Consider the following 19,483-nt stretch of genomic DNA (forward strand, 5'->3'; position numbering starts at 1 on the left):
TATCTTTGAGACGGCTTTGTCGGGTACAAGCTAGGCGCATGTCCACCGTTCGATTGGAGCTTCCATGGGCTATTACTATGGTGGGTACTACGGGATTGACATCGCGTACTACGCGATAGTCCTCATATCATTGATTCTTGGAATCGCCACCCAAGGCTATATCAAGCGCCAGTATTCGCGCTGGTCCAAGAAGGACGCCTCTTACAACGGGACCGGCGCCGAGGTCGCTCAGCAGATGCTTGCCTCGAACGGCGTAACGGGCGTCGGCATCGCACGCGTGGGAGGTCAGCTTACCGACTACTACGATCCACGCGACAACCAGCTGCACCTTTCTGACGAGAACCTTCGCGGAGGGTCGGTGGCGTCGGTCGCTGTTGCCTGCCACGAGGCTGGCCATGCCGTCCAGCATGCAAAGGGCTATGCGCCGGTCAAGATTCGCACGGCGCTTGTGCCTGTTGTCAACTTCACGCAGAACGTCTGGATGATCGTGTTTCTCATCGGGGTGTTCCTTAACACGGTCGGCCTCGTGCGCCTCGCCATCCTGCTGTTTGCCTTCTCGGTCATCTTCCAGCTGGTCACGCTACCGGTAGAGTTCAACGCCTCGCATCGTGCGCTTGAGTACATCAAGTCAAGCGGTCAGTCAATCGACCTCGTGGGCGCGCGCCAGGTTCTCACCGCCGCCGCGCTCACCTATGTTGCCGCTGCGCTCGTCTCGATTCTGCAGCTGCTCTACCTGCTGGGTCGCACAGGGGACAGGGATTAGCATGGCCGCTTTGGGAACAGACGAGCCGCTCTCCATCACCCAGGCGGTTGCTATCGCGTCGGGCAAGGTCGACACCATCCCGAGCCTTGTGGTGACGGGCGAGGTCAGCGGCTTTCGTGGGCCAAACTCGCGCGGGCATTGCTACTTCAGCCTGAAGGACGACGAATGCGCCATGTCCGTGATCGTCTGGAGGGGCGTTTACAGCAAAATTGACATCCCGCTCAAGGACGGGCTCCAGATTCTGGCGAAGGGCGCCTTTGAGGTCTATGCCAACACGGGAAAGCTCTCCTTCGTGATCAAGTCATATACCGTATCGGGGGAGGGGCTGCTTCGCCAGCAGGTTGCCGCCCTAGCAAAGCGACTTCGTGCCGAGGGGCTCATGGACGAGTCCCGCAAGCGCAAGATTCCCCAGTTCTGCCAGCGCGTCTGCGTGGTCACCTCCCTTACCGGAAGCGTCATCGACGACGTCAAGCGCACGCTTGCCAGAAGAAACAAGCTCGTCCAGATTGACGTCGTGGGCTGCCAGGTGCAGGGCAAGCAGGCGCCGCCCACCATCATCCGCGCGCTGCAGGTTGCTGCGGCATCGAGGCCCGACGCAATCCTTCTGGTGCGTGGCGGCGGCTCGTACGAGGACCTCATGTGCTTCAACGACGAGGACGTCGCCCGCGCCGTGGCGGCAAGCCCCGTTCCGGTCATCACGGGCATCGGCCACGAGCCCGACACGAGCATCTGCGACATGGTCGCTGATCGTCGCTGCTCGACACCCACGGCCGCCGCCGAGTCGGTGGCCCCCGCCTTCAACGAGATTGAGACGCTCACCAACCAGCGCGGCGTTCGCCTAGGCAATGCCATGGCATCCACGCTCGCTTCTGACCGGCAGCAGATCGACTCGCTTGGCGAGCGCGTCGTCCGCTCTGTTGAGGGAAGCATCGCGCGGCTCTCCACCTACGTCGACGGGCTTGCCTCAAGGCGCTGCCTCACAGACCCCATGGCGCTGCTCACTGCCCGCGAAGACGCCCTCACGATGACAGAAGAGCGCTTGCACGATGCCATCCCGCGCTCGCTCGAGCGCTCGCAGCGGCAGCTGGACGCAAGCGCCGAGCGGCTGGCCTCAGCGGGGTCTCGCATGCTCGACCCCTTCAAGGCGTCTCTGGGCACCTCGGCGGCGACGCTCGATGCGCTCTCTCCGCTGAAGGTCCTTGGTCGCGGCTACGCGATCGCGCGTGACGGGAAGGGGCATGTTGTCTCGTCTTCAAGCCAGCTTTCTGTTGGAGACGAGGTCTCGGTGATGCTCGGGTCTGGCGAGGTCGATGCCACGGTGAGCGCCGTGCGCGATAAGGCAAGCGTCTAGGATTCGCGGTCTCGCTGGCCGCTAGAAAGGGGACATGATGGCAGAAGCAAACGAGTCCAAAAAGATTGAAGACATGAGCTTCAAGGAGGCTTCGGTCGAGCTCGAGCAGATCGTGCGCTCGCTTGAGTCGGGCGACCTTGAGCTCGAGGAGTCGCTTGAGCGATACCAGCGCGGAGTCGAGATCTTGAAGAGCCTTCGCACAAGGCTCGCCACGGCAGAGCAGAAGGTCCAAGTCCTTCTCGACGCCACGAATGAGGACGCCCCTGTTACAGACACCACCTCGGCACCCTCAACGGCCTATCTGGACGAGTAAACTCATCTCTGGCGCGTCGGCATTTGCCCCCGCGCCAGACGACTATCGAAGGAGCTTTTTATGTCAGACTCAGACTGCCTCTTCTGCAAGATTGCCAATGGCGAGATCCCGACGGACTTCCTCTACGAGGACGACCTCGTCGTCGCCTTCCGTGACATCAACCCGCTTACCCCAACGCACGTGCTCGTCGTCCCCAAGAAGCACTACGACAACATCTGCGACAACGTGCCGGCGGAGACCCTCGCCGCCATCGCTCACGCCGTCGACGTCGTGACCAAGGCGGAGGGCATCGACAAGACCGGCTATCGCTGCGTCACCAACACGGGCGATGACGGCGGGCAGTCGGTGCACCATCTGCACGTCCACGTGCTGGGCGGCCGCAAGCTTCGTGGCGACATGGGCGAGGGGATGTAGCATGGCAGACTCCGAGCGCGTCCAGGGCGCAACCGAGCGCCATAACCGCGGCTACAACTGTGCCCAAGCAGTCTCCTGCGCCTTTGCCGACCTCGCCGGCGTAGACGAAGAGACGCTCTTCCGCGCGACCGAGGGCTTGGGGCTTGGCATGGGCGGCATGCAGTGCACGTGCGGTGCCCTCTCGGGCGCCTGCGTCCTCGCCGGCCTTGTCGGCTCTGACGGGAACCTCGAGCACCCCGCTTCCAAGAGAGACACCTACGCCGTCTCGCGCCGCATCGCCGAGCGCTTCAAAGAGGAGGCGGGCTCGACGGTCTGCTGCGAGCTCAAGGGCGTTGACACCGGCCGAAGGCTTCTCAGCTGCCCCGACTGCGTCCGCCTTGGCGCGCGCATAGCCGAGGAGGAGCTCTTCTCGTAAGCAAGGTTCGTGCCCGTTGTCGATTCGCCGCTCCTTCGAGCGGCGTCTCGGCTATCATTGAACCGTTTTGCGGATTGCTACAGTGGAAGTTCCACTTCGAGAGGAGAACCATGAACGTTCTGGTCATCAATGCTGGCAGCTCGTCGCTCAAGTACCAGCTGCTCGACACGAAGACCCGCGAGGTCTATGCAAAGGGAAACTGCGAGCGCATCGGCATTGATGGTTCCTTCATCGGTCACGAGGAGCACGGCGGCGACAAGCAGAAGCTCGAGGTTGCTCTCCCTGACCACAAGACTGCCGTCAAGTACGTCTTCCAGATTCTGGACGAGGCAGGCTTTGACACCTCCAAGATCGAGGGCATTGGCCACCGCGTCGTTCAGGGCGGCTGGTACTTCCCCGAGTCCAAGATCGTGACCGACGAGACCCTGGGCTGGGTTCGCGAGGTCGCTCCTCTGGCGCCGCTTCACAACTATGCCGAGGCCGACGTCATCGAGATCTGCCGCGAAATGTTCCCCTCCATCGGCAACGTGATCGTCGCCGACTCCGCCTTCCACTACAACATCCCCGAGAAGGCCTGGCGCTACGCCCTGCCGCGCGACGTCTGCGACAAGCTGCACATCCGCAAGTATGGCGCTCACGGCACCTCTCACCGCTACATCTGGCGCGCGACCAACGAGTTCCTCAAGGGCGACGTGCACAAGCTCGTCTCCTGCCACCTGGGCTCCGGCGCGTCGCTGTCCGCCATCGAGGACGGCCACGAGCTTGACACCACCATGGGCCTCACCCCGCTCGACGGCCTTATCATGGGCACCCGCTGCGGCTCCATCGACCCGGCAACCGTCTGCTATCTCGTGCGCGAGGGCGGCTACACCATCGACGAGGTCGACACCATGATGAACAAGCAGTCCGGCCTGCTTGCGCTTTCCGGCGTCTCCTCCGACTCCCGCGACATCGAGGCTGGTGCCGAGAAGGGCGACAAGAACTGCCAGATGGCGCTCGACATGTTCTATTACCGCACGAGCCAGCTCGTCGCTGAGATGGCGCAGTCCATGCACGGCTTCGACACCATGGCCTTCTCCGCCGGCATCGGCGAGAACTCCGCCACCATGCGCCTCGGCGTTGCCAAGGAGCTCGAGTGGCTTGGCGTCAAGATCGACGAGGAGGCCAACAAGGTCCGCTCTGGAGACCCCCGCGTGATCTCTGCCCCCGACTCCAAGATCAAGGTGCTCGTCGTCCCCACGAACGAGGAGTACATGATCGCTCTCGACGTCGAGGAGCTCCTCAGCAAGTAAAATGGTTGCAGACTATCTGGTTGACTTCTAGGGGAGGGGTCAGCCCAGAGGCGGCACGAGACTTCTGTTCTCGCGCCGCCTTCTTTTTTATGGTCTGGACCTGCCTAATCGTCGAGACCCCTGTTGACGCGCTGGTACGCAATTCTCGGCGTCCCGTCTTCTACGATCACGATTCCGCAGCGGACAAAGCCGCAGCTCTCGACGAGCCCTCTCATGGGAAGGTTCTGATTGGCGGTATCGACCCTGCAGCTTCTGTGGCCGCTGCCGAACCACTCCATGAGTCGCCTTCCATAGCCCTTTCCGCTTTCGCCCGAGGCAAGGCGATGGAGCACCCAATAGGGGCCGTCGTCAACCCATGCCCCGTCAATCGACGCATAGGTCGGCTCTGGGCCGGGCATAACGCTTGCCACGGCGACGGGCTCGCCTCCTGCCTCGAGAACCCAGAGCGCGCCAGCCTCAAGGTCCGCCTCGGCGCTCGCCATCCCGGGATAGTCTCCCGTCCATTGCATCGTGTTGCCATGCGCGCGCATAAAGCGGCGCGCCTGCTGGTAGAGCTCGCAGACGCGCCCAAGGTCACCTTTGCGTGCAGGGCGGATCTCCGTCCTCACGGCATGCCTTAGAACGGAAGGATCGAGAAGGACTTCGTGCACGTCTCGCCTGGAGCCAGCATGATGGTGCCAGGCTTCTCCTCAAAGCGGCCGGACTCTCCCTTGCAGGCGGCGATGCCCGTCCATGGCTCGACTGCGACGAAGGGAGCCCGGTTGTCGGCCGACCAGACTCCGAGGTAGTCGAAGCCGTCAAAGTCGAGGCGCACGCCGCGGCCGCTCTTGGTGCCGACGAGCTTGACCGTGCGGCCAGGAACCTTCGGAAGCGTGATCGTGAGGAGCTTCTCGAAGAGCTCATGTGTTAGCGGCAGCTTGTCTGAGTCGACAATCACGGGATAGGTGTCCTCGAGGTCGCAGATGCCGTCGGCATCGATCGTCGGCATGTCGCATGTCCAAGGCTCTGAGAACTCAAGCTCGTAGTCCTCGAACTTCTCGCCAGCAGAGGCGGGGGCAGGGACGTTGAACGCTGGGTGTCCTCCCAGCGTGAAAGGCATGGGGCTCTCTCCCGTGTTGGTTACGGCGTAGGTCTGCGTCAGGCGCGCGCCGTCGACGGAATAGGCCATGTTGAGCTTGAAGGGATAGGGGTAGTGCTCGAGCATCTCGTCGGTGCTTGAGAGCTCGAAGGTGACGCTCTTTTCGGTAGTCTCCACGATTGCGTGCTCATAGTTTCTTGCAAGGCCGTGCCGACCGAGGCGAACCTCGCCTTTCGGGCTTTGCGCCACGCCGTTCATCAGCACTCCGACGCAGGGGAAAAGGATCGGAGCCCTGCGCGGCCACCAGCGCTCATCGCCCTGCCACAGATACTCATAGTCATCGAGCTTGAGGCTCATGAGCTGCGCTCCATTTGAGTCAATCTGGGCTGAGAGCCGTCCTTCCGAGATGCTGGTAATCAAGGGATGCTCCTTTCGCTTTGCGAATCTTACCGTCTATCGAAATGCTTGCAAGCACACAAACACTTATTGTTTGATTGGCTATACGTTTGTTGGCAATTTGCACTTTGGCGCTCATGGAAGACGCATACGCCTTTATCACAATTCTAGCCAACTTCCGGGCAGCGCCACCCGGCAGCAAGGAGAGCCTATGGCACGACTTCACGTGATGGAGCGAAGCGACGAGCAGGTTGTGATGGACAACCTGCACAAGGCCATCGAGAGACGCCTCTCGGTGAGCTCGCTTGCCCCATGCCCCGTCGAGTTCACGGCGGCGTTCGTTGAGATGTGCGCGACGCAAAGCTGCGGAAAGTGCACGCCCTGCCGCGTTGGCCTGAACCTTCTCAAGGAGCTCATGGACAGCGTGCTGGACGGGACGGCAGAGCCCTACACGCTTGACCTCATCGAGGAGACGGCGCGCACCATATACCTGACCGCCGACTGCGCGATTGGCTACGAGGCCGGAGAGATGGCGCTTGAGGCCATTCGCGGCTTCCGTGACGACTTCGAGTATCACCTTCAGCACCATGCGTGCGGCTTCTCGCAAAGCCAGCTCGTGCCCTGTGTTTCTGGCTGCCCTGCCGGCGTGGACATCCCGGGCTACATCTCGCTTGTCGAGGCAGGCCGCAACACCGATGCGGTGCGCCTGATTCGCGCCGACAATCCCTTGCCGCTTGTCTGCGGCTACGTCTGCGAGCATCCCTGCGAGATGCATTGCCGTCGTGGCATGGTGGACGACCCCATGAACATTCGCGGCCTCAAGCGATACGCCGTCGACCACATGGAGCACGACTATCGTCCAGACATGGCCGAGCCAACAGGCAAGCGCGTCGCCGTCGTGGGCGGAGGGCCTGCGGGAATCTCATGCGCCTATTACCTTGCCGTCATGGGCCACGACGTAACCATCGTAGAGGCACGCCATCACCTGGGCGGCATGCTGCGTTACGGCATTCCGAGCTACCGCCTGCCGCGCGAGCTTCTCGACTCCGAGATCCAGTGGATCCTCGACTGCGGCATTCACGTTCGCTTGGACGAGAAGGTCTCCGATCTCACGGAGCTGCGCCGCGACTTCGACGCCGTCTACCTTGCCATCGGGGCGCACTCTGACCGCAAGCTCGGCCTTGAGGGAGAAGACGCCGAGGGAGTCGTCTCGGCTGTCCAGATGCTTCGCCAGATTGGCGACGGCGACATCCCTGACTTCTCTGGCAAGCGCGTCTGCGTCATCGGCGGCGGCAACGTTGCCATGGACGTCGCCCGCTCGTCGGTGCGCTGCGGGGCCGACAAGGTCACGATCGTCTATCGCCGCCGCGTTGCGGACATGACGGCGCAGGACGAGGAGATTGCTGGCGCCTCTGCCGAGGGGTGCGAGCTTCTTGAGCTGAACGCCCCCATGCGCATCGCCACGAAGGACGGCCACGTCACCGGCCTTGTGGTGCAGCCTCAGATCATCGGTGGGCCCCGAGGCGGACGCCCCGCCCCTCGTCCAGCCGACGCTCCGGAGCGCACGATTCCATGCGACTTGGTGCTCGTCGCCATCGGGCAGGCCATCGAGTCGGCTCCCTTTGGCGCCCAAGGCATCCCGACCAGCCGCGGGCGCATCGTCGCTGACAAGGATGGCTCCATCGAGGGCTTTGACGGGCTCTTCTCGGGCGGCGACTGCGTCAGCGGTCCCGCGACCGTGATTCGCGCCGTCAACGCCGGCAAGGTCGCTGCCTCAAACATCGACAACTACCTCGGCTTCAACCACGTGATTGACAAGAACAGCCTCCAGATGCCGACCGTGCAGTTCAAGGGCAAGATCTCATGCGCTCGCTGCGAGATGACGTCGCGCGAGGCCGCAGACCGCAAGGAAGACTGGAAGCTCGTCGAGAACGGCCTCACCAAGGAAGAGGCGCTGCAGGAGGCGTCTCGCTGCCTGCGCTGCGACCACTTTGGCTTTGGCGCGTTCCGCGGAGGAAGGATCATGCAATGGTAGAAGTGACCATCGACGGTCGTAAGGTCAGCGTGCCCGACGATGCGTCAATCTTGGACGCGGCGGCCGCGGCAGGCGTGAAGGTTCCTACTCTCTGCTACCTGAAAGACCTGAACGAGATCGGCTCGTGCCGCGTCTGCGTCGTTGAGGTCGAGGGCATAGACCAGCTTGTTGCGTCCTGCAACAACACCGTGCTTCCGGGCATGGTCATCCACACCAACTCGCCCAAGGTTCGCCGCGCGCGCAAGATGAACCTCGAGATGCTCCTCTCGACGCACGACTCGCAGTGCACGAGCTGCGTGCGCTCGGGCAACTGCACGCTGCAGAGCCTCTCCAACGACCTCAACGTGTTCTACCAGGACTATCCCAAGCTCAACGTGAACTACACGCCCTGGGACAAGACCCGTGCGCTCATCCGCACCAACTCGAAGTGCATCGCCTGCCATCGCTGCATCCAGGTGTGCGACAAGGTCCAAGATTCCCATGTGTGGGACGTGACCAGCCGATCCAGCCACACCGTGGTAAACGTTCGCGGCGGCCTGTCGTTTGAGGACGTCGACTGCACGCTCTGTGGCCAGTGCATCACGCATTGCCCGACCGGCGCGCTTCGCGAGCGCGACGACACCGACCGCGTCTACGACGCCATAGCCGACCCCGACGTGACCACGATCGTTCAGATTGCGCCGTCCATCCGCACCGCCTGGGCGGAGTCGTTCGGGCTCTCTGGCGCGGATGCCAAGCTCACGCGACTTGTCACTGCGCTTCGCGAGATCGGCTTCGACTACGTGATCAACACCGACTTCTCGGCCGACCTCACGATCATGGAGGAGGGCACCGAGCTCTTGGGCCACCTTCCCAAGAGCCAGGCGGGTGGCTACCCCATGTTCACGAGCTGCTGCCCCGGCTGGGTGCGCTACGTCAAGGCGCACTTCCCCGAGCTCGTGGATGACGTCTCGACCTCGAAGTCTCCCCAGCAGATGTTCGGCGCCATCGTGAAGAGCTATTACGCCGAGCTTCTCGGCCTCGACCCGCACAAGGTCTTCTCGGTCTCCATCATGCCCTGCGTGGCAAAGAAGGCCGAGTGCGCCTATCCCACGATGAACGATGCCTGCGGCGACCCCGACGTGGACGTGGTGCTCACCACACGCGAGGTCGTGAGGATGGTTCGCGCTGACCACCTTGACCCCGCAAGCCTGCCCGACTCAGACTTCGACCAGCCGCTGGGCATCGGCTCGGGCGGCGGCGTCATCTTTGGCGCCACCGGAGGCGTCATGGAGGCGGCGCTGCGCACCACGCACTATCTGGTGACGGGCCACGCGCCTGCAGACGACATGTTCAGCGCCGTGCGCGGCCTGGACGGCTGGAAGGAGGCCACCTTCGACCTCGACGGCACTTCGGTGCGCGTCGCCGTTGCCAACGGCCTCGCCAACGCGGGCAAGCTCTGCCGCGCCATTCTCGCCGGCACGGTGCACTATGACTTCGTCGAGGTCATGGCCTGCCCGGGCGGCTGCGTTGGCGGCGGCGGACAGCCCATTCATGACGGACGCGAGCTGGCGGGGGAGCGCGGACAAAAGCTGTACTCGCTTGACCGAGCCTCGAAGTGGCGCAATTCCTATGAGAATCCGAGCATCGTGCGGGTCTACAAGGACTACCTCGGAAAGCCGTGCTCCGAGCGCGCCGAGGAGCTTCTCCATACAGACCAGCACGGCTGGCAGATGCCTGCCGAGCGCGCGGGACGCTCCCTCGGATAGCAGCTCCCGCTCGTCCGCAGAGCGCGCAGGCGACTTTCTCGCAAGCCTCCACGAGCCGCTGTCCCTTGCCGGTCAACGGGGAGTGGGGGCTTGCCCTGTCTGGCGGTAGTAGTCCTTACTGTTAACTCTTTGGTTTGCGGATGTTTCGTTGGGTAAAATGCACACGTCGCTCATGCCGAGCTGCATGATGGCGTCGTCTTTGGTTTGCGGATGTTTCGTTGGGTAAAATGCACAGCGTGAGTAGCCCGAATCGGTGGACGGCTGCAAGATGTTTTTGAACGTAAATTTTCGCGATTGTCGACCGTTTGCCGTTTAAGCACCCTTGGACCCAAGGAGGAATACATGATCGTTGAGGAGCTTGCGCAATACGGTATTAACCATACCGACGACAGGACTGTTATCGATCCGTCGCCTGCGCGCCTGATTGAGAAGGCAGTCACACGTGGCGAAGGCGTCCTTACCAGCACCGGCTCCCTCGCTGTCACTACGGGCAAGTACACCGGCCGCTCTCCGCACGACCGCTTCATCGTCGACACGCCCGAAGTCCATGACAAGATCGCCTGGGGACCCGTCAACGTTCCGTTCTCTGAGAAGGACTACAAGCTGGTCAAGGAGGAGGTCATCTCCTACCTCTCCGAGCGCCGCATCTTCATGGTTCACGGCCTTGCTGGCGCTGACCGCCGCTATTCTCGCAAGTTCTTGGTTCTGACCGAGCTTGCGAGCCAGGCGCTCTTCATTCGCCAGATGCTCGTGCGCCCCACCGAGGAGGAGCTCAAGAACTTCGGCCGAGCCGACTTTGTCGTGATGGTCGCCCCTGGCCTCAAGCTCGACCCGAAGGTGCACCACACCAACTCTGAGGCAGGCGTCATCATCAACTTCACCGACCGCACCGTCCTCATCGCTGGCACGCAGTACTCCGGCGAGATCAAGAAGTCGATCTTCTCCGTTATGAACTACCTGCTCCCCGTTGAGGAGAACATCCTGACCATGCACTGCTCGTGCAACATGAACCCGCAGTCGCACGGCACCACGGTCTTCTTTGGCCTGTCCGGCACCGGCAAGACCACCCTTTCAGCTGCTGAGGGCCGCATGCTCATTGGCGACGACGAGCACGGCTGGGGTCCCGACTCGATCTTCAACATCGAGGGCGGCTGCTACGCCAAGACCATCCACATCTCGCCAGAGACCGAGCCGCAGATCTGCAACGCCATCCGCTTTGGCTCTATCTGCGAGAACGTCGTGCTCGACCCGGACACCCGAATCGCTGACTACGACGATGCCTCGCTGACCGAGAACGGCCGCGTGGCGTACCCCGTCGAGTTCATCGACAACGCCGTAACCAGCGGCTACGCCCGCCGCCTGCCTGACGTCGTCATCTTCCTCACGGCCGACGCCTTCGGCGTCCTGCCCCCGATCTCCAAGCTCTCCACCAACGCCGCCATGTACCACTTCATGACCGGATTCACCTCAAAGGTTGCCGGCACCGAGCGCGGCATCAAGGAGCCGCAGCCGACGTTCTCGTCGCTCTTCGGCGAGCCGTTCATGCCGCTTGACCCCAACATCTACGCCAAGATGCTCGGCGAGCGCATCCATGAGTACGGCACGCGCGTCTATCTGATCAACACCGGCTGGACCGGTGGCCCGTACGGCACCGGCAGCCGCATCAAGCTGAAGTACACGCGCAAGATGGTCGAGGCCGCCCAGTCCGGCATCATTGACGAGTGCGAGTTCGTTCACGACGAGCGCTTCAACCTGGACGTGCCGACCGCCTGCCCAGGCGTTCCCTCCGAGCTGCTTGACCCCAAGAGCACGTGGGCTGACAAGGACGCCTACGATGCCACCGCAGAGAAGCTCGCGCAGATGTTCGTCGAGAACGCCTCCAAGCGCCTGCAGACGATGTCTCCCGAGGTTCGCGCCGCTGGTCCGAAGCCTCTGGGCAAGTAGGGCTAACAGCCATTGGTCTTTTGGCCCGCGCGATGCGACTAACCGCCTCGCGCGGGCATTGTTCTAAACAAGAGGCTCCCCCGACCCTCGAGGAATGCGCAGTCCGCGCGTCCTGAGAGAGTCGGGGGAGCGTCTATTAAGCAAGCGTGGCGAACGACGCATCAAGGCGCTTGAGCTTCTGCCCAGCGATTCTTCTTTGCTGGGAAGTGGCAGGCGTACTTTCAGCGGATGGCCGCGCAGCTACTCTGCCATCTGAGCCTGGACTGCCGTAATGGCGACAACGCCCACGATGTCGTCGGCGGAGCAGCCGCGAGAGAGGTCGTTGACGGGCTTGGCAATGCCCTGAAGGATCGGGCCGTAGGCCTCGGCGCCAGCGAAGCGCTGGACCAGCTTGTAGCCGATGTTGCCAGCCTCGAGGTCGGGGAAGATGAGCACGTTTGCGCTGCCTGCAACGGTGGAGCCGGGGGCCTTGAGCTCGGCGACGCTCTTCACGAGGGCTGCGTCAAGCTGGAGGTCGCCATCGCAGGCGAGCTCGGGCGCCTTCTGGTGAACGAGCTCGGTTGCCTCCTGGACCTTCTCGGGCACGTCGCCCTTTGCGGAGCCCTTCGTGGAGAAGGAGAGCATGGCGACCTTGGGATCGGAGCCGGGCATAAAGGCCTTCCAGGAGTTGGCCGAGGCGATTGCGATCTCGGAGAGCTCGTCTGCGTTCGGGTCGATGTTGAGGCCGCAATCGGCGAAGACGAGCGTGCCGTTGTCGCCAAACTCGGTCTTGTCCGTGCACATGACGAAGAACGCAGAGACGAGCTTGGTTCCGGGGGCCGTCTTCAGGATTTGGAGCGCGGGACGAAGGGTGTTAGCGGTTGAGTGGCAGGCACCTGAGACCAGGCCGTCTGCATCGCCCATCTTGACCATCATGGTGCCGAAGTAGGTGTTGTCATCCATCTGCTGGCGAGCCTGCTCGATGGTGACACCCTTCTTCTTGCGGAGCTCAGCAAACTTCTGGGCGTAGGCTTCGTGCTTGTCGGAGGTCTTGGGGTCGATGACCTCAACGCCGTCAACGTGAATCTGGCTGGGGTCGCCAAGGATGATCAGGTTGGCAAGCCCCTCGTCAACGATGGTCTTGGCAGCCGCGATGGTGCGCGGATCCTCGCCCTCAGGAAGGACGATCGTCTTCTTGTCGGCCTTTGCGGCCTTCTTCATACGATCAAGAAACTCACTCATCAGAAATTGTTCCTTTCCCACGATTGTCTGTACCGCTCCTTGGCTCCCAGAGATCGCAAAAGTTTGTGGTGGTCTTTCGGTAGACCCCTGAGCATGCACCATTATAGGGGCCTAGTGTTAGAATCTTGCGGGAGATTGGACCGCGACCGTTCGCGGTCTTCCTAAACGTATGTCGTGGGTTTTGGCTTCAAGGGGGTCTTGGCCTGCGGCTCAGTGGCTTCGAAAGGGACATTATGAGCATCGAGAGCGGACTGCCAGCCGGCTTCAACCCGGACTCCTTTGACGTGATTATTGTCGGAGCGGGATATGCTGGCACGGTTTGCGCAAGGAGGCTTGCCGAGGCGTGCGGCATGAAGGTCGCTGTTCTTGAGCGCCGTGACCACATTGCCGGCAACGCCTACGACTACGAGGACGAGGCTGGAGTGCTCGTTCACAAGTACGGTCCTCACATCTACCACACCACTAACGACCGTGTGAACCAGTACCTCTCGCGCTTTACCGAGTGGACCAACTACCAGCACAAGGTGCTCGCCAACATCCATGGCACGCTGATGCCGGTCCCGTTCAACCATACGTCGCTCAAGCTGGCGTTTGGCGAGGAGAGGGGAGAGGCCCTCTACCAGAAGCTCGTGGCCACCTTTGGCGAGAACAAGAAGGTTCCCATCATGGAGCTTCGCGAGAAGAACGACCCTGACCTTGCCGAGGTCGCCGACTTTGTCTATGAGAACGTCTTCCTGCATTACACCATGAAGCAGTGGGGCAAGACTCCCGACCAGATTGACCCCGCCGTCACTGGACGCGTGCCGGTCTTCGTGGGCGACGACGACCGTTATTTCCCAACGGCCAAGTACCAGGGCATGCCTGCCGAGGGCTACACCAAGATGTTCGAGAACATGCTGAACCATGACCTCATCTCGGTCTATCTGAACGTCGACGCCCGCGACATCATGCGCGTCTCCACCTCGCAGGTGTTTATCTGCGACAAGCCCTATCAGGGCGAGGTCATTTACTCTGGCGCTCTCGACGAGCTTTTTGGCTTCGACCTTGGCGCTCTTCCGTATCGAACGGTCGACATGGTCTTTGAGACCCTTGACGAGGACCAGTTCCAGCCCGTCGGCACCGTCAACTACACCGTCTCCGAGAACTTCACGCGCATCACCGAGTTCAAGAACATGACCGGTCAGAAGGTGCCGGGCAAGACCACCATCATGCGCGAGTACTCGCGCACGTACCTGCCTGGCGTCGGCGAGACTCCGTATTACGTCATCAACGAGCCTGAGAACATCGAGCTCTACAAGAGCTATCGCGAGCGCGTCGCCGGAGTCCTCAACTTCCACTGCGTCGGCCGTCTGGCAGAGTATCGCTACTACGACATGGATGGAGTCGTTGCCTCCGCGCTCGACCTTTCCGATGACATTATCGCTGCTCACAACTAGGATTTCGCAGGCTGGCGGGACCCTTCGGGGCCCCGCTTTCCTTTTGTTGAAAAGAGAAGGGCTTCGGGAGACCACATGGACAAGACCATCACGTTTGGCATTCCGTGCTATAACGCCGCAGAGTACATGGACAAGTGCATCAACTCGATCCTCGAGGGCTCTGAGTACGCCAAGGACGTGCAGATCGTGATTGTGGACGACGGTTCCACGAAGGACGACACTCCCGAAAAGGCCGACGACTGGGCTTCTCGCTACCCCGACATCATCAAGGCGGTGCACCAAGAGAACGGCGGGCACGGCATTGCCGTCATGACTGCTCTTGCCAACGCGGATGGCACCTACTTCAAAAACATCGACTCTGACGACTGGTTTGACGCGTCTGCCCTGAAGTCGCTGCTGGCATGCGTTCGTCGCTTCGCAAGCCTTCCTGAGCCCGTCGACCTTGTGATAACAAACTACGTCTACGAGCACGTTGCCGACAACACGAGGCACGTCGTTGACTATCGCCTCGTGCTGCCCCGCAACCGCGTCTTTGGCTGGGGCGACATCGGCCACTTCATGAAGAGCCAGTACCTGCTTATGCACGCGCTTATGTACCGCACAAGCACGCTTCGAGCTGCCAATTTGCAGATGCCCGCTCATACGTTCTACGTGGACAACATTTATGCCTACGTGCCGTTTCCCAAGTGCAAGACGCTCTACTACCTAGACGTCGACCTCTATCGCTATTTCATCGGTCGCGAGGACCAATCGGTGAACGAGAAAGTCCTTACGAGTCGCGTTGACCACTACTGGCGGGTTGCGCGTATCATGTGGGAGGCTTACCACATCTACGACGACGTGAAAGAGCCCAAGCTCAGGAGCTACATGATGGGGTACTTGACCATCATCATGGCAATATGCTCGGTCTTCTCCAAGAAGTCCGACCGTCCCGACGCGATGGATCAGCTCAAGAAGCTTTGGAGCGACCTTAAGGATTACGATCCCAAGATGTACGTGCGTGCTCGTCACGGGCTCATTGGGGCTGCTTCGAATCTGCCTGGTCAGGTTGGCAAGGATATCACGATGGGCGTGTATGACGTCGCGCAGAAAGTCGTGAAATTCAACTAGGGCGTGTGCCGCCGGTTAAAGAAATGGGCTCGCCGCCTACTCTCGGGAATTGCGCTGCGCGGAAATTCCCGAGAGTAGGCGGCGAGCCTCTTAGCTGGGGGCACTGGACGTCTGACGCCTGTTGCCGGCCGTTGTGGCTACTTCAGGTCGCTGGCGGCGGGGAGGCCGAACATCGAGGTAGCGCTTTTGGCGCCATCAGCGATGGCTCGCTCAAGTGCGCGGGTGGCCAGGGCGCCGACAATGTCCACAGGAGCATCGACCTTTCCCGTTGCCATCACGAAGATCGTGTCGCCATCGTTCGTCGAGTGCGTCGGCCTGATGGCGTGCGCGTAGGCGTCGGCGGACATCTGCGCGACCTTGGTGGCCTGGGCCTTCGTCAGCTTTGCGTTCGTGACGACGCACGAGATAGTCGTGTTCGTGCGCGAAAGCGGCATCTTTGCCTGCATGGCAAGAAGCGCCTCGACGGTATTGCCAAGACCCTTGCCGTCCGGCGTCCTCATTGCTGCGATGGGCTTTCCTGTCTCGGGGTCAACGACGTCGCCACAGGCATTGACGGCCGACACGGCGCCGCAGACAAGCTCGCCCGCGCACTCGACGTCCTCGCCAAGGCCGCTCTTCATTGTCAGCTCGGGTCCGCCCAGTTTTCCGACGGTGCAGCCCGTCCCGGCGCCAACGCAGCCGCGCTCAAGGGGCTCTCCTTCGTTCGCAAGCGCCTTGCGCGTGGCCTCAGCGCCGTTTTCGGCCGTCGGGCGCACGTCTGGGGCTCCGCAGGCAAGGTCGAACACGCAGGCCCCGGAAACGATGGGCACGACGCCGACGCCCACGTCCAAGCCAATTCCGTGGCGCTCGAGCTCTTCTGCAACGCCGCAGCTTGCTGCAAGGCCGTATGCCGAGCCTCCGGAGAGCACGACGGCATTCAGGATTTGCACGGTCTCCTCAGGACGGAGCAGGTCGGTCTCGCGCGTTGCGGGAGCGCCCCCACGCACGTCCACAGCCCCCGTTGCTCCCTCGGGGCAAATGATGACCGTGCAGCCAGTGCCCGCCTCTGCATTCGTGTAGTTTGCGGCCTTGATGCCAGGTATCTGCGTGATGCTTGCTATCTGCCTCATTTCTCAGCTCTCCCTTCCCAAAAGGTCTGCAACCATGCCCGGGCGGCCTTCAAGGAGCCCAAGCTCGCGTATCAGTCGCGAGACCGGAAGCCCTACGACCGTGAACCAGTCTCCGCTGATGCTCTTTACCAGAAGCCTCCCTAGCCCTTGAATACCATACCCCCCGGCTTTGTCCATTGGCTCGCCGGATGCGACATAGGTTTCAATTTCTTTTTGAGTGAGCTCGAAGAAGGTGACGTCAGCAGTCTCTACGAAGCTTGATTTAGCGTTTATCTCAGCGGCTGGGGTCAGCGTCATGGCGCATACCCCAGTCGAGACGTGATGAGTTCGCCCCGAAAGGTCCTGAAGCATTCGAGCGGCGTGCTGTCGGTCTTTTGGCTTGCCCAGCACCTCGCCGTTATCAGTCCACACAATGGTGTCCGCCGCAACGAGGGCGGAGGCTGGGGCGTTTCCGCCTAGCGCGCGGCGGGTTGCCTCCGCCTTGCCGAGCGCAAGCCGCTCAACGAGCTGGACGGGCGACTCGCCAGGCCTTCTGGTCTCGTCGATGTCGGCGGGAACCACAACGAGGGAAAAGCCCGCTTCCTCAAGTAGTTGGCGCCTGCGTGGCGACTGGGAGGCAAGAATAAGCTTCTCCACGGCGTTCCTTTCGCGATGTTGTCCATAAGAAAGGGGAGCCGGCAAGCGGCTCCCCCTGTGTCGCACGTTGCTTCGCTGCGCGTTTACTCGACAGTGATAGCAGAAACGGGGCAGTTCTCAGCAGCCTCCTGAGCGCTGTCCTCGGCGTCCTCAGGGACGTCCTCCTCGATGGCGTGAGCGACGCCGTCGTCGCCGACAGAGAAGACGTCAGGGCAGGTGCCCTCGCACAGACCGCAGCCGATGCAATCCTCGTTGACAGAAGCCTTCATGTTTGTTCCTCTCACTTGTGGAATGACTGGGCCCCTTGCCCAAGTTCGCATACCTTTGTACCCGTTTCACGCGGCTAGTGCAAGGGTTTTTGTCGTCGTTTCGACAGGCGTAATGTGCCATCTAGCTGCGCTTTATTTCCTAGCGCAAAAGGGGAATTCAAAGTCCCAGCTGACAGGACCAATTGCGCGCTGCATTTCCTGGTCATTGTAATCAAGCAAATTTTGGCAAGCTTTTCGATTTGCGAAAGAATTAAGGCGCGAAGGCAGGGAGGCTTTGCCGCTGTCGGGGTCTCTGCATTCTTTTGCTTGGGTGGCAGACCAAGTAATTGCACTCAAATGCCCTTAGTTACACAAATTCAGAAATATTTGCACCGAAGTCGCCTTAGTTACACTGAGCTTTCCTGGGTTGTCAGATAGCAAGCCAGATGAGGATACCAGATGTTGTGTCTAAATTTGCGGATAGCACCAATATATAGATTGGATACTTTCGTGCAGCTCAAGCTTCAGTGTAACTAAGGCGACTTCGATGCAGAAGCTCGAAGATTTGTGTAACTAAGGGGACTTTGGCGCAATGCGATCGGAGCACATCTCAATAAGGGGGCAGCGCTCAGCGCTGCCCCCCCCTTATTGCCTTCCTAAGCGCGCCTCAGTATGCAGACGTCCTCAACATGAAACGTCTGCGGGAACAGGTCGACGGGCGTCACGCTGACGGGCTTGAACGTACCTGCCTCGCGGAAGCGCGCGAGGTCGCGCGCAAGCGTTGCGGGGTCGCAGGAGACGTATGCAATCGCTCGTGCAGGCTGCTCTGATAGCTGTCGCACCACGTCCGCGGCAAGCCCTGCGCGTGGAGGGTCTACCACGATGATGTCCGCATCTGTGTCTGGAAACTCTCGACCTGCGTCTCCGCCTACCGCATCGACATTATCAAGACGCGCGCTCTCTAGATTGCGCCGTAGGTCTCTTACCGCAGGTCCGTACGACTCTACCGCCGAGACAAAACCCACGCGACGAGCCAGCGGAATCGTGAAGGTTCCTGCTCCGCAGTAGAGGTCCATCGCCTCGTCATCGTCGTCGGGAGCCAGCCCCTCAAGCACGAGCTCGACGATCTTTTCTGCGCCTGCAGTGTTCACTTGGAAAAAAGACGGAGCTGACACGCGCATGGTCTCGCTTCCGATTCGCTCGCCCCAGCTTCCTTTTCCTGAGAGCCTCTCCACTCCGGCTATCTTGCGCGCCTTTGCAGGTCCCTTCTGCATGACGCGAACGAGAGAGGTCATCTTGGTTGAGTCTGCCAGGACCTTTGCCACCTGTGCGCGCGGGAAGGGCCCGCTCGGCCCCCAAAGCGCGACCTCGAGCTCGTTGGTGCGCGCCGAGGCGCGAATCCCCACGCGCTCGAGTTGAAGCCCGTGCGAGTTCGCAAGGTATCCCATGGCACCTGAAACCGACTTCACGGAGCCTTGGAACTTCTTCTGCAAGAGCTTGCATTCCTTCACCTTGACGACGCTGTCGCTCGCTGCGGCGTGCATGCCGAGCGTGAGGCGGCCGTTCGTGGTGCCCACGGCAAGCTCGACCTTGTTGCGGTAGCCCCATGGCTTTCCTGGCGTCACTGTCTGCGCTACAAGATGTTCTGCCTCGTCAGCAGGAAAATGCCCCAGCCGCACAAGCGAGCTCACGACGTTCTGGCGTTTTTCGATTGCTTGCCTGGGGTAGGAGAGCGCGGCCCATGGGCATCCTCCGCATAGCGTCGCGTAAGGGCACTCTGGGACCACTCGGTCCGCGGAGGGTTCCACAACCTCGACTGTTCGAGCCCTCGAGAAGCGAGGACCATCTTCGGTTAGCTCGGCAGCGACGGTGTCTCCTGGAACCGCGCCTGACACGAACACGGTCTTTCCGTCAGCGGCATGGGCCACGGCCTCGGGACCGTAGCCCATGCGCTCCGCCGAAAGCGTCAGTACC

The 19,483-nt window shown here is 61.4% G+C and carries 18 protein-coding genes; 11 read left to right on the forward strand and 7 right to left on the reverse strand.

Annotation, left to right across the window (positions count from 1 at the left end; genetic code table 11):
* Nucleotides 1–64: 64 nt before the first annotated feature.
* The 6 genes from ACOYJL_RS00865 (at nucleotide 65) to ACOYJL_RS00890 (ending at nucleotide 4,548) form a co-directional block, all read left to right on the forward strand.
* A complete protein-coding gene (locus ACOYJL_RS00865; RefSeq protein ID WP_433568306.1) occupies nucleotides 65–763 on the forward strand; it encodes a zinc metallopeptidase in 699 nt (232 codons plus the stop codon).
* Between the two features lies 1 nt (nucleotide 764).
* Nucleotides 765–2,114 carry an exodeoxyribonuclease VII large subunit gene (xseA, locus tag ACOYJL_RS00870; RefSeq protein WP_433568307.1) on the forward strand — a complete coding sequence of 450 codons (1,350 nt, stop codon included), beginning with the start codon at nucleotides 765–767 and terminating at the stop codon, nucleotides 2,112–2,114.
* Nucleotides 2,115–2,151: 37 nt separating this feature from the next.
* Nucleotides 2,152–2,427, forward strand: a complete 276-nt coding sequence (gene xseB, locus ACOYJL_RS00875; protein WP_433568308.1) for an exodeoxyribonuclease VII small subunit — start codon at nucleotides 2,152–2,154, stop codon at nucleotides 2,425–2,427.
* 60 nt (nucleotides 2,428–2,487) lie between these two features.
* Nucleotides 2,488–2,841 carry a histidine triad nucleotide-binding protein gene (locus ACOYJL_RS00880; protein ID WP_433568309.1) on the forward strand — a complete coding sequence of 118 codons (354 nt, stop codon included), beginning with the start codon at nucleotides 2,488–2,490 and terminating at the stop codon, nucleotides 2,839–2,841.
* A 1-nt stretch (nucleotide 2,842) separates the two neighbouring features.
* Entirely contained in the window at nucleotides 2,843–3,256 is a 414-nt protein-coding gene (locus ACOYJL_RS00885; protein WP_433568310.1) for a C-GCAxxG-C-C family protein, read from the forward strand.
* Between the two features lie 110 nt (nucleotides 3,257–3,366).
* A complete protein-coding gene (locus ACOYJL_RS00890; protein ID WP_433568311.1) occupies nucleotides 3,367–4,548 on the forward strand; it encodes an acetate/propionate family kinase in 1,182 nt (393 codons plus the stop codon).
* A gap of 104 nt (nucleotides 4,549–4,652) precedes the next feature.
* Here ACOYJL_RS00890 and ACOYJL_RS00895 read toward each other — a convergent pair whose 3' ends face one another.
* Together ACOYJL_RS00895 and ACOYJL_RS00900 are read right to left on the reverse strand one after the other, a co-directional pair.
* Nucleotides 4,653–5,156 carry an N-acetyltransferase family protein gene (locus tag ACOYJL_RS00895; RefSeq protein WP_433568312.1) on the reverse strand — a complete coding sequence of 168 codons (504 nt, stop codon included), beginning with the start codon at nucleotides 5,154–5,156 and terminating at the stop codon, nucleotides 4,653–4,655.
* A gap of 8 nt (nucleotides 5,157–5,164) precedes the next feature.
* On the reverse strand, nucleotides 5,165–6,046 hold the full coding sequence (locus ACOYJL_RS00900) for an aldose 1-epimerase family protein (RefSeq protein ID WP_433568313.1): 882 nt from the start codon (nucleotides 6,044–6,046) through the stop codon (nucleotides 5,165–5,167).
* A 187-nt stretch (nucleotides 6,047–6,233) separates the two neighbouring features.
* On the opposite strand from ACOYJL_RS00900, the gene ACOYJL_RS00905 reads away from it, so the two are divergent.
* The 3 genes from ACOYJL_RS00905 to pckA all read left to right on the forward strand — a co-directional run bounded on the left by ACOYJL_RS00905 (nucleotide 6,234) and on the right by pckA (nucleotide 11,749).
* Nucleotides 6,234–8,057 carry an NAD(P)-binding protein gene (locus ACOYJL_RS00905; protein WP_433568314.1) on the forward strand — a complete coding sequence of 608 codons (1,824 nt, stop codon included), beginning with the start codon at nucleotides 6,234–6,236 and terminating at the stop codon, nucleotides 8,055–8,057.
* Nucleotides 8,051–9,805 (forward strand): [FeFe] hydrogenase, group A, encoded by a 1,755-nt coding sequence (locus tag ACOYJL_RS00910; protein WP_433568315.1) that lies wholly within the window; start codon nucleotides 8,051–8,053, stop codon nucleotides 9,803–9,805. Before ACOYJL_RS00905 ends, ACOYJL_RS00910 begins: the two co-directional genes overlap by 7 nt.
* Before the next feature lie 342 nt (nucleotides 9,806–10,147).
* A complete protein-coding gene (pckA, locus tag ACOYJL_RS00915) occupies nucleotides 10,148–11,749 on the forward strand; it encodes a phosphoenolpyruvate carboxykinase (ATP) (RefSeq protein WP_433568316.1) in 1,602 nt (533 codons plus the stop codon).
* Nucleotides 11,750–11,989: 240 nt separating this feature from the next.
* Here pckA and pta read toward each other — a convergent pair whose 3' ends face one another.
* Nucleotides 11,990–12,970, reverse strand: a complete 981-nt coding sequence (pta, locus tag ACOYJL_RS00920; RefSeq protein ID WP_433568317.1) for a phosphate acetyltransferase — start codon at nucleotides 12,968–12,970, stop codon at nucleotides 11,990–11,992.
* 233 nt (nucleotides 12,971–13,203) lie between these two features.
* Between pta and glf the strand changes: the two genes are divergently transcribed.
* Together glf and ACOYJL_RS00930 are read left to right on the forward strand one after the other, a co-directional pair.
* Nucleotides 13,204–14,406, forward strand: coding sequence for a UDP-galactopyranose mutase (gene glf / locus ACOYJL_RS00925; RefSeq protein WP_433568318.1), 1,203 nt, complete (start codon nucleotides 13,204–13,206; stop codon nucleotides 14,404–14,406).
* Between the two features lie 75 nt (nucleotides 14,407–14,481).
* A complete protein-coding gene (locus ACOYJL_RS00930) occupies nucleotides 14,482–15,516 on the forward strand; it encodes a glycosyltransferase family 2 protein (RefSeq protein WP_433568319.1) in 1,035 nt (344 codons plus the stop codon).
* 137 nt (nucleotides 15,517–15,653) lie between these two features.
* Here the strand turns inward: ACOYJL_RS00930 and ACOYJL_RS00935 are convergent, their stop codons facing one another.
* The 4 genes from ACOYJL_RS00935 to rlmD form a co-directional block, all read right to left on the reverse strand.
* The gene (locus ACOYJL_RS00935) at nucleotides 15,654–16,625 is read right to left on the reverse strand and encodes a P1 family peptidase (RefSeq protein ID WP_433568320.1); all 972 of its coding nucleotides are present in this window, start codon (nucleotides 16,623–16,625) and stop codon (nucleotides 15,654–15,656) included.
* A gap of 3 nt (nucleotides 16,626–16,628) precedes the next feature.
* Entirely contained in the window at nucleotides 16,629–17,261 is a 633-nt protein-coding gene (locus ACOYJL_RS00940; RefSeq protein ID WP_433568321.1) for a Maf family protein, read from the reverse strand.
* A gap of 83 nt (nucleotides 17,262–17,344) precedes the next feature.
* On the reverse strand, nucleotides 17,345–17,530 hold the full coding sequence (locus ACOYJL_RS00945) for a ferredoxin (protein ID WP_433568322.1): 186 nt from the start codon (nucleotides 17,528–17,530) through the stop codon (nucleotides 17,345–17,347).
* 635 nt (nucleotides 17,531–18,165) lie between these two features.
* Nucleotides 18,166–19,458 (reverse strand): 23S rRNA (uracil(1939)-C(5))-methyltransferase RlmD, encoded by a 1,293-nt coding sequence (gene rlmD / locus ACOYJL_RS00950; RefSeq protein ID WP_433568395.1) that lies wholly within the window; start codon nucleotides 19,456–19,458, stop codon nucleotides 18,166–18,168.
* Nucleotides 19,459–19,483 lie beyond the last annotated feature (25 nt).

The sequence above is a fragment of the Tractidigestivibacter sp. genome, assembly GCF_050946515.1.
Lineage (GTDB): Bacteria > Actinomycetota > Coriobacteriia > Coriobacteriales > Atopobiaceae > Tractidigestivibacter.